We start from the raw sequence: 9,507 nt of genomic DNA on the forward strand, positions 1-9,507 counted from the left end.
ACTCGCGGATATCGCCTACGCCAGAGACGCGTCGCAGTTCATTGACAATATTGGTGGTGGCGTAATGGCCCAGCTCGAGACTGCTCATCTCACCGCTTTCAGACAACACTGAAATGATCAGAAGAAAATTGGAGGACGCCTGAAAGACTCTGATGCCCTGGCGCCGAACTTCTTCCGGTAGCCGTTGCTCAACCCGGCTCAGCAGGTTCTGCACCTCCATCTGAGCAATATCGATATCGGTGCCCGGTTGCAACACCAGTTCGATCGAGGCGGTACCGTTGGATCGACTGGTCGAATCCATGTACAGATAGCCTTCGACCCCGTTGAGCTCCTCTTCAATCACCTGGGTGACATTGGCTTCCAGAACCGAAGCATCCGCACCCGGGTAGGTGACGCTGATGTTCAAGGAGGGCGGCGCAATGGTGGGATATTGCTCGACCGGCAAACCGCGCAATGCAATCAGACCGCCAAGAAGCAAACCCAGCGCTAGCACCCAGGCGAAAACAGGACGCCGAATGAAGAATGTAGAATTCACGGTGCATCCCCGTCGCCATTATCCTCTTGGGATTCATCCGCTCGCACAGTCTCCACTTCGGTACCCCCGCGCAGGTCCTGCCAGCCGCTGACTATGACCTGCTCGCCCGGCTCCAGCCCCTCAAGCACAATCCAATTGCCCTCGCGCATGCTGCCGGTTTTGATGTCACGTGAAGCTGCTTTACCGTCCTCTCCCACCACCATCACGCTGGGACCCTGATCCTGCATGATCACCGCCCGCTGCGGAATGACCAGGGCGTCCGTGCGTTGGCCCGCAGTCACCCGTGCCTCTACGAACATGCCAGGCAATAGCAGATGATCGGGATTGGGGACCTGCGCCCGGGCTTGCACCGTACCGGTAGAGCGGTCGATCGACATCGCCCGGAAGTCGACATAACCGGAGTGGGGATAGGCTTCACCATTTTCCAGAACCAGCTCGACCGCGATCTTCTCATTCTCGGTAACCGAGACCTCACCGGAGGCGATCTGCGCGCGCAATCCAAGCAGGTCGGAGCTGGATTGCGAAAAATTGACATACACCGGATCCAGTTGCTCTACCCGCGTCAGCAAGGTGCCGTCAGCAGCGCGCACCAGAGCGCCCACGGTTACCTCGGCCCGGCCGGCAATACCGTCAATGGGGGCTTCTACCCGGGTGTAATCCAGGTCCAGTTCAGCAGTCTGTACCTGCGCTTCGGCGAGCTTGACGTCAGCCCGCGCCATGCGCAATTGCGCCTGCGCGGCATCGAACTCCTGCTGGCTGATCGCCTGCTTCTCCACCAGGCCCCGGTAACGCTCCACATCCTGAGCTGCATTCATGGCAGTAGCGCGAGCGCGCTCGAGACGCGCTTGAGCAGCATTCAGGTTGGCCCGGCTTTCCCGTGGATCGATCTGGAACAGCTGGTCGCCAGCCTCGACAGCTGTGCCCTCCTCGTACAGCCGTTCCTCGATGATGCCATTGACGCGCGCGCGCACCTCAGCAATACGTATGGCCTGAACTCGGCCTGGCAACTCGATGGTGTTGGGTACTGCTTGCGCCTGCGGGGTCATGACCTCGACAGTGGGTGTAGGGCGCGAATCCTGCTGCTGTTGTTCTTCACAACCGACCAGCAGGAGTGCTGCGACGATAGCGAGGCTACGCTGTGGGTAGGCCATCTATGGGTCCTTTTCGGCTTAGACAGCGGCTGCCTCATGCAACCGAACTTGTCCTTTTCTCGACAGCCTGGGACGACAGCGGTTCCACGGTCAACGGAAAGCAAACCAAAGCCAGACTGCTGCAACCAACAGCAACAGCACTCCGATCTGCTTTGAATATTGCTTCCAGAGCCCTAATGCCGCGTCTCCAGCGAAATGCACGAGCAGCGCCAGGCCGAAATAACGTACCGCCCGCGACAATGTAACAGCGAGTAAAAACAGGAGAAACGGATAGCCCACCACCCCTGCAGCCAGCATTGCGATCTGCAAAGGTGTAGGCGTAATGCCCACGGCCAATATCGCTGTGAAGCCATTCTGTCGAACTTGTGTGGCGAAGGTCTCGAAAGCCTGTGGATTGCCGGCCCATTCAAGCAAGGTATCACCCCACTGACCCCACGCAAGCACACCCAGCCAGTAACCAACCGCAGCTGCTGTGATATTACCGGCGAGCGCCACGCTAGCTATGGTCCAGCGGCGCCGGGGCTGACTCAGCATCCAGGGAATCAGAATGGTTTCAATGGGAATGGGGACGATCAGCGTTTCCGCCATCGACAGGATGAAGAGAAGAGGTAGGGCATAAGGCGATCGGTCCAGCCTATTCAGCCAGGTGCGCGCAGAAAGAAGACGGGATTGAAACATTGCTACCTGACAGCTCCTTTTGGCTGGATGGCCACCTAATGAAGGGCACGACGGCTTGCTAGACTAGGAAGACCGTTGTCAGGCCAGATAATTCCAGTCAGTTCAACTCGGTTGCGCTGACTTCGACCCTGTTACGCCCCCTGCGCTTGCTTTCGTATAGCGCCTGATCAGCCCGCGCAACAGCCGAACTCAAATTTTCACCCGCGCAATATTGACTGACGCCCACACTGACGGTCACAAAGACTTCCAGATCCGCGAAAACCCATGAACAGGTTTCAACTGCGCAACGTATGCGCTCGGCGGTCTGGATAGCCTGCTCCAGCCCGGTACCGGGAAGCACCACCAGAAACTCCTCGCCACCCCAGCGCCCGATATAATCCTGCTCCCTCAAGGTCTGAGCCAACACCGTGCTCACGCGCTCAAGGATACGATCACCCGTGTCATGGCCATGCTCATCATTGAACTCTTTGAAATGATCGATATCCAGCAACAGGAAGCTCAGCTCCTCTGGATTACGCGCATGGCGCGCGATTTCCTTGTCAGCAAGATCCGACAAATGTCTGCGATTGAACAAACCGGTCAACGAATCGATCGTAGCCATACGCCGCAGCGCACGCTGCGTTCCCGAAACCGTCGAGATGTAGAACAGAGTAAGGTAGCTGAACATACAGAAAACAACGGTCAGGTTGAAAAGAAACACTCCGAGCAGTCCGCCAGAGGCTATCGGCTGTAACGGATCAACAAACCACATCAACGCATAAAGCCCTACATAAAATGCCCAGAGCCCTCCCACCGCAAGCCAGGCGTTTCGCCGCCGCATACCCGCAAATAGGGCGGGAATGAACATCAACAGAAAATAATGGAAGCCACTATCCCAACCAACCAGCAAGGTGCCCAGGAAGGCATGAACGATTACTTCGATCCAGATAAGGATGATTGCTGGCTGATTCAGGCGTTTACCCAGCAGCCAGTAGGCGAGCAGATAGAGCCCCACGCTGACCACGTTGATCCAAGCCAGAATTGGCGATCCGAGAAGATGGAACAGAAAGAAAAAAGCAACGTCGACCGAGGCAGCAAGCTGACAGCAGCGCCTGGCCAGTTGCCAGAACTGCGGTTTGCCACTTTCGTGTCGGCCCGGCGCGGTTACCTTGTCCATCGACAAACTCACTCCTTCCTTGGGGTCTGCCGCATGGATTGGTCGGGATAGTAAGCGGTGACAATGTCAAAAGTATAACTCAAAGCCAGCCGACTGGTTCCGGTACTGGAGAGCAAATTGACATCATCGATCTGGCGACATGGCAAAAAGTAATAAAAGCTAACAAAGCCTTGTCGCCAGGATCCATGACCTCCACATGCGTGACGACCCTGTCAGTGCCAGGTTCAATGCAGAATCTGACTGAGGAAAAGCTTGGTTCTTTCGTTCACCGGATTGGTAAAGAACGTATTGGGTTCAGCCTCTTCGACAATTTCCCCGCGATCCATAAAGATCACCCGGTCCGCAACAGTACGCGCGAAGCCCATCTCGTGGGTCACGCAGAGCATGGTCATACCGTCTTCCGCCAGACCAATCATCGTGTCCAGCACTTCCTTGACCATTTCCGGGTCCAGTGATGAGGTCGGCTCGTCGAACAACATGATTTTTGGCTGCATGCACAAGGCTCTGGCAATGGCAACGCGCTGTTGCTGCCCCCCGGACAACTGCCCCGGAAACTTGTGAGCCTGCTCTGGAATCTTGACCCGCTCAAGATAATGCATGGCCAGCTCGTGGGCTTTGCGCTTGGGCATGCGCCTTACCCACATGGGAGAAAGCGTGCAATTTTGTAAAACTGTCAGATGGGGGAAAAGATTGAAGTGCTGGAACACCATGCCGACCTCACGCCTTACTGCCTCTATATGCTTAAGGTCTTGGGTCAGCTCAGTTCCGTCGACCAGGATCCGACCTTGCTGATGCTCCTCCAGACGATTGATGCAGCGAATGGTCGTGGATTTGCCCGAACCGGAAGGCCCGCAGATAACGATCCGCTCGCCTTGCCGTACATTCAGATTGATGTCCTTGAGCACATGGAAATTGCCATACCACTTGTTAACGTCAACCATTTCTATCATGCGGTCAGCGATGACCGACTCAACCTTAGCTTCGCTCATATCCATACTCCTAATGCTTGTGGCTCGTATCCAGCTTGCGCTCCAGGTGCATGGAGTAGCGGGACATACCGAAACAGAAGATCCAGAAAACCAGGGCAGCGAATACATATCCCTCGGTGGCCATACCCAACCAGGCGGGATCAGTGGTCGCCTGCTTTATGCTGTTGAGCAGGTCGAACAATCCAATGATGATCACCAGACTGGTATCCTTGAAAAGCGAAATAAAGGTGTTGACGATGCCCGGAATCACCATTTTCAGCGCTTGGGGCAGGATCACCAGTCCCATGACCCGCCAGTATCCAAGCCCCATGGCTTCAGCGGCTTCATACTGCCCCTTGGGGATTGCCTGCAACCCGCCGCGCACCACCTCTGCGATGTAAGCGGACTGAAACAGAATCACGCCTATCAACGCCCTGATCAACTTGTCAAAGCTCATACCCTCCGGCAGAAAAAGCGGCAGCATGACCGACGACATGAACAACACCGTAATCAGAGGCACGCCTCGCCAGAACTCGATGAAGGTGACGCAGATAACCCGGATGGCCGGCATGTCGGAACGGCGCCCGAGAGCAAGGGCTATGCCCAATGGCAAGGCACCGGCAATACCCACCGCAGCAATGACCAGAGTCAGCATCAGGCCGCCCCACTGGCTGGTGCGAACCACTTCCAACCCCATCCCTCCGTGAAGAAGCCAATAGGCCACCAACGGATACACCAACAGAAAAACGATCCCGTAGAGCGCCTTGCGCGGCATAGCCGAAATGAACAGCGGCGCGGCGCCCAGAATGGCCAGAACCACTGTCAGGTCGACCCGCCAGCGCAGCTCTGTCGGATAAAATCCATACATGAACTGGCCAAAACGCTGTTTGATAAACACCCAGCACGCACCGTCACTCGTGCAATCAGCGCGGGTCTCACCCAGCCAGTCGGCATCGAGAAATGCCCATTGCACCAGTGGCGGCACGATTAGCCAGATCAGATAGAGCGCGACTACCGTGAGCAGGCCGTTGAACCAGCTGGAGAAAAGATTGGCACGCAACCATGCCGCTGGCCCGATACTCTGACGCGGCGGCGGAAGGTCGGGTTTGAAATGATGAGTCTGCATGGGCTGCCCTTACCGCTCGATCAGCGCAATGCGCTTGTTATACCAGTTCATCAACATCGAAATGCTGATACTGATGGCCAGATAAACACTCATGGTGATAGCGATAACCTCTATTGCCTGCCCGGTCTGGTTGAGCACGGTGCCAGCAAACAGCGACACCATCTCCGGATAACCAATCGCCGCGGCCAACGAGGAGTTCTTCGCCAAATTGAGATACTGACTGGTCAGCGGTGGAATGATCACGCGTAACGCCTGGGGAATGACCACCAAATGCAAGGTCCTGCCCGGCGGCAGGCCAAGAGAGCTGGCTGCTTCGGTCTGGCCGTGACTGACCGACTGAATACCTGCCCTGACGATTTCAGCAATAAAAGCCGCTGTGTACATCGTCAGAGCCAGCGTAAGGGCGATCAGCTCCGGTATCAGTACCCAACCATCTGTAAAGTTGAATCCAGTCAGTTTTGGCGTAGTCCAGTCCAGCGGACTGCCAGCGACGATCACCGCGATGCCGGGAACCAGCAGCAGAATACCGATAGCCGACAGGGCAACAGGAAATATCTGCCCCGTAGCTTCACGCCGCAGCTTGGCCCACCGCCCGAGCACGATGATTGCCACAATCGAGACTGCCAACGCGCCAAGGAACAACCCGAAAGTGTCAGAGACGCTCGGCGCGGGAACATAGAGACCCCGGCTGTTCAGGTAGAAATTGTCGAACACACCCAGGCTCTGCCGCGGCCCGGGAAGTGAGAGCATAACGGCGAAGTACCAGAAAAGGATCTGCAGCAATGGCGGGATATTACGGAATATCTCTATGTAAACGGTGGCCAGCCTGCTGACGAGCCAGTTCGGAGCGAGACGGGCAATACCCAGCGTAAAGCCGAGCAACGTGGCCATCACAATCCCGATAACCGAAACCAGCAAGGTATTGAGCAGACCGATGAGAAATACCCGGCCGTAACTATCCGTCTCGGTGTACTCGATAAGATGTTGCGCGATCCCGAAACCGGCAGTGTTATTGAGAAAAGCGAAGCCGGTGGTGATACCCCGCTTTTCCAGATTGATCATGGTGTTGCTGTACAGAAACCAGCCAAGGGCCACTACAACAAGAATGGCAACAAGCTGAAAAACCCAGGCTCGTGCCTTTGGATCAGTCCAGAGTGAACCTTTCGGACGCGGCGCTTTCGCAGCAGTTTGCATGAAAACCCTCTCGCAAGCCCCGCCCACCAGGCGGACGGGACTCACATCAGCGGAACCATAAGATCAGTCGCGAAGCTGATCTCGCGAAGTATCAGCGCACCGGTGGTGCGTACTGAAGGCCTCCGTTGGTCCACAGGGCATTGAGGCCGCGCTCAATTTCCAGTTCGCTCCCAGCACCGACGTTGCGGCTGAAGCTTTCTCCATAGTTGCCGACCTGCTTGACGATCTGCACCGCCCAGTCTTTCGGCAGATTGAGTTCCTTACCGTACTCACCTTCAACACCGAGCAAGCGTGCAACATCCGGATTTTTCGGCGTTTTCAGCATCTCATCGACGTTGGCCGAAGTGACGCCCATCTCTTCCGCGTTGAGCATGGCAAAAAGAGACCACTTGACGATGTCGAACCACTCGTCGTCACCATGACGCACCACCGGGCCCAGCGGCTCCTTGGAGATAACCTCTGGCAGCACCACGTAGTCGCCGGGAGAACCAAGCTTGATACGCTGTGCGTAAAGCTGTGACTGATCTGAGGTCAGCACATCGCAACGGCCTGACTCGAGAGACTTGGCGCTTTCATCAGAAGTATCGTAGGTGATAGGAGTAAAACTCATGCCGTTGGCGCGGAAATAATCCGCCGCATTGAGCTCGGTCGTTGTACCAGCCTGGATGCAGACGGTAGCACCATCAAGCTGCTTGGCACTGGTAACACCGAGCTTCTTGTTAACCAGAAAACCCTGACCGTCGTAGTAATTGACGCCGGCGAAGTTGAGTCCGAGGCTGGCATCCCGCGAGCTTGTCCAGGTAGTGTTACGCGACAGCACGTCAACTTCGCCCGACTGCAATGCGGTGAAGCGTTCCTTGGCCGTCAGCGGGCTGTAGCGGACCTTGCTGGCGTCACCAAACAACGCCGCCGCCATGGCGCGACACACGTCCACATCCAGTCCGAGGTAGTTACCCTTCTCGTCCGCATAGGAAAAACCCGGAAGGCCATCACTGATGCCACATTGTACAAAGCCCTTTTTCTTGACCGCATCAAGCGTAGCGCCTGCCTGTACAAAGCTGCTTGCACCCAGTGCGGCAGCGGTCGCTAATACTGCTAGGGTAGTTTTCACCGTCTTCATTGAAAATCTCCAGATTGGAATAATTATTATGGAGTCTCACTCTCCCTGTCGGCCCCGTACCGGCTTGAGACGCAATGACGGTACAGCCGTCATGCGGGAAAGGAGAATATCTCACGCCCAGCGCGAGACAGCTGGCAAGCTGCCAGTCCACAGTCCCTCAAGCCGTTGCAAGGCCTGTACCAGTACAGTTAAGTGCATACCCGGGTGTTTTTCTCGTCAATATGGTCCTGAATGCGACATTTAGATGAATCGATGGTCCAATTGACACAAATAGGCGCACCAAAACAGGCATATTTCTCCTGCGATGCGCACCAAAGCTGCACGAAGCGCGCTATTGATCCCACACACCCCCTGGCTAACTTTTTGTTTATGGTGATGTCGTAAATAATTGAATCGTCGAATGGACCGGATCATGGATTGGACCTGGCAATATGTGTTGACCTGTATTTGCCGCACAACTATCGCGCTCCTCGCGATCACACTGAGTGCCTGTGAGGGTAGCCAGTCCATATTGGCACCCGCAGGACTGCAGGCTGAACGCATTGCCACGCTGTTCTGGTGGATGCTTGGTGGCGGCATGCTCATCTGGATTTCCGTAGTAGCCCTTGCGCTCTTCGTCATCAGGGCCAATCCGGCGAAACACGACTCCAACAGGAGCCAATGGATGATCGTTGGAGGAGGGATCCTGTTTCCCGCGGTCGTACTGTCTGCGTTGTTGATCTATGGGCTCTCGCTGATGCCAGACACTCGCCGGCACGAGCAGGCCGAGATGAACATCAGTGTTTCGGGTGAGCAGTGGTGGTGGCGCATCTCGTATGCAACGGCTGCTGGCGAGGTTATAGAGCTGGCCAACGAAATTCGCCTGCCGGTCGGCAAGTCGGTTTTGTTCAAACTGACCAGCACCAATGTTATCCATTCTTTCTGGATCCCTGCGCTGGGCGGCAAGGTGGACATGATCCCCGGCCGCACCAACCAACTGCTCCTGGAACCCACCCGTACCGGCACTTTTCAGGGTGTCTGCGCCGAATATTGCGGCACGTCCCATTCCTTTATGCGCTTCAAGGTAAAGGTAATGGAGCAGCAGGCATTCGAGGAGTGGTTATCCAGGCAGGCCCGACCGGCAAAAACGCCTACCAGTGAAGCCGCCCTGAGCGGCCAGCAAGTATTCATGACCAACACCTGCGTAGATTGCCACACCATTCGCGGCACCAATGCCAAGGGTCGGACCGGCCCCGATCTCACCCATGTAGGGAGTCGCCTGGGTCTGGCTGCGGATACGTTGTCCATGGACCCGGAGAGCTTCAGCCGCTGGATCGGACATACAAGGGAGCTCAAACCGGGCACGAAGATGCCCCCCTTTGCAGCTCTCGGAGAGGAGAAGCTCCAGGCACTGGCGACGTATCTGAGCGGATTGGAATAAATGGTTCGATTCACCCGTATCACGCTCGGGCTCAAGCAGCAGGCGCGTAAAAGTGTCGGATCCGGGGGAGAAATACCAAGATTGGTGCGCGAGCCCGGATTCGAACCGGGGACCTACCGCTTAGGAGGCGTTGATCGGCGCGTATTTTCACGGACAGCC

9 protein-coding genes are annotated in these 9,507 nt (G+C 56.2%); 1 reads left to right on the forward strand and 8 read right to left on the reverse strand.

The window, feature by feature from the left end:
- The 8 genes from FZF01_RS19555 to FZF01_RS07275 form a co-directional block, all read right to left on the reverse strand.
- A partial coding sequence (locus tag FZF01_RS19555; RefSeq protein ID WP_223825431.1) for an efflux RND transporter permease subunit occupies positions 1–535 on the reverse strand: 535 nt, incomplete at its 3' end.
- Positions 532–1,686 carry an efflux RND transporter periplasmic adaptor subunit gene (locus tag FZF01_RS07245; protein WP_150277469.1) on the reverse strand — a complete coding sequence of 385 codons (1,155 nt, stop codon included), beginning with the start codon at positions 1,684–1,686 and terminating at the stop codon, positions 532–534. The genes FZF01_RS07245 and FZF01_RS19555, both read right to left, overlap by 4 nt.
- A 90-nt stretch (positions 1,687–1,776) precedes the next feature.
- Positions 1,777–2,364, reverse strand: coding sequence for a YqaA family protein (locus tag FZF01_RS07250; RefSeq protein ID WP_150277470.1), 588 nt, complete (start codon positions 2,362–2,364; stop codon positions 1,777–1,779).
- 97 nt (positions 2,365–2,461) lie between these two features.
- Positions 2,462–3,520, reverse strand: coding sequence for a GGDEF domain-containing protein (locus FZF01_RS07255; protein ID WP_150277471.1), 1,059 nt, complete (start codon positions 3,518–3,520; stop codon positions 2,462–2,464).
- Between the two features lie 224 nt (positions 3,521–3,744).
- Positions 3,745–4,509 (reverse strand): amino acid ABC transporter ATP-binding protein, encoded by a 765-nt coding sequence (locus FZF01_RS07260; protein ID WP_150277472.1) that lies wholly within the window; start codon positions 4,507–4,509, stop codon positions 3,745–3,747.
- A 10-nt stretch (positions 4,510–4,519) separates the two neighbouring features.
- Positions 4,520–5,614 (reverse strand): amino acid ABC transporter permease, encoded by a 1,095-nt coding sequence (locus FZF01_RS07265; RefSeq protein ID WP_150277473.1) that lies wholly within the window; start codon positions 5,612–5,614, stop codon positions 4,520–4,522.
- A 9-nt stretch (positions 5,615–5,623) separates the two neighbouring features.
- The gene (locus tag FZF01_RS07270) at positions 5,624–6,808 is read right to left on the reverse strand and encodes an amino acid ABC transporter permease (RefSeq protein WP_150277474.1); all 1,185 of its coding nucleotides are present in this window, start codon (positions 6,806–6,808) and stop codon (positions 5,624–5,626) included.
- Between the two features lie 91 nt (positions 6,809–6,899).
- Positions 6,900–7,928, reverse strand: coding sequence for an amino acid ABC transporter substrate-binding protein (locus FZF01_RS07275; protein WP_150277475.1), 1,029 nt, complete (start codon positions 7,926–7,928; stop codon positions 6,900–6,902).
- Positions 7,929–8,340: 412 nt separating this feature from the next.
- Here FZF01_RS07275 and coxB point away from each other — a divergent pair, with 412 nt between their 5' ends.
- Positions 8,341–9,348: a cytochrome c oxidase subunit II gene (gene coxB / locus FZF01_RS07280; protein WP_188434292.1), complete on the forward strand. Its 1,008-nt coding sequence runs from the start codon at positions 8,341–8,343 to the stop codon at positions 9,346–9,348.
- Positions 9,349–9,507: the final 159 nt, after the last annotated feature.

The sequence above is a fragment of the Halopseudomonas salina genome (assembly GCF_008641105.1).

Coding starts and splice junctions, on each gene's coding strand:
- FZF01_RS07245 (WP_150277469.1), bottom strand. CDS start 1,686: ATGGCCTACCCACAGCGTAGCCTCGCTATCGTCGCAGCACTCCTGCTG.
- FZF01_RS07250 (WP_150277470.1), bottom strand. CDS start 2,364: ATGTTTCAATCCCGTCTTCTTTCTGCGCGCACCTGGCTGAATAGGCTG.
- FZF01_RS07255 (WP_150277471.1), bottom strand. CDS start 3,520: ATGGACAAGGTAACCGCGCCGGGCCGACACGAAAGTGGCAAACCGCAG.
- FZF01_RS07260 (WP_150277472.1), bottom strand. CDS start 4,509: ATGAGCGAAGCTAAGGTTGAGTCGGTCATCGCTGACCGCATGATAGAA.
- FZF01_RS07265 (WP_150277473.1), bottom strand. CDS start 5,614: ATGCAGACTCATCATTTCAAACCCGACCTTCCGCCGCCGCGTCAGAGT.
- FZF01_RS07270 (WP_150277474.1), bottom strand. CDS start 6,808: ATGCAAACTGCTGCGAAAGCGCCGCGTCCGAAAGGTTCACTCTGGACT.
- FZF01_RS07275 (WP_150277475.1), bottom strand. CDS start 7,928: ATGAAGACGGTGAAAACTACCCTAGCAGTATTAGCGACCGCTGCCGCA.
- coxB (WP_188434292.1), top strand. CDS start 8,341: ATGGATTGGACCTGGCAATATGTGTTGACCTGTATTTGCCGCACAACT.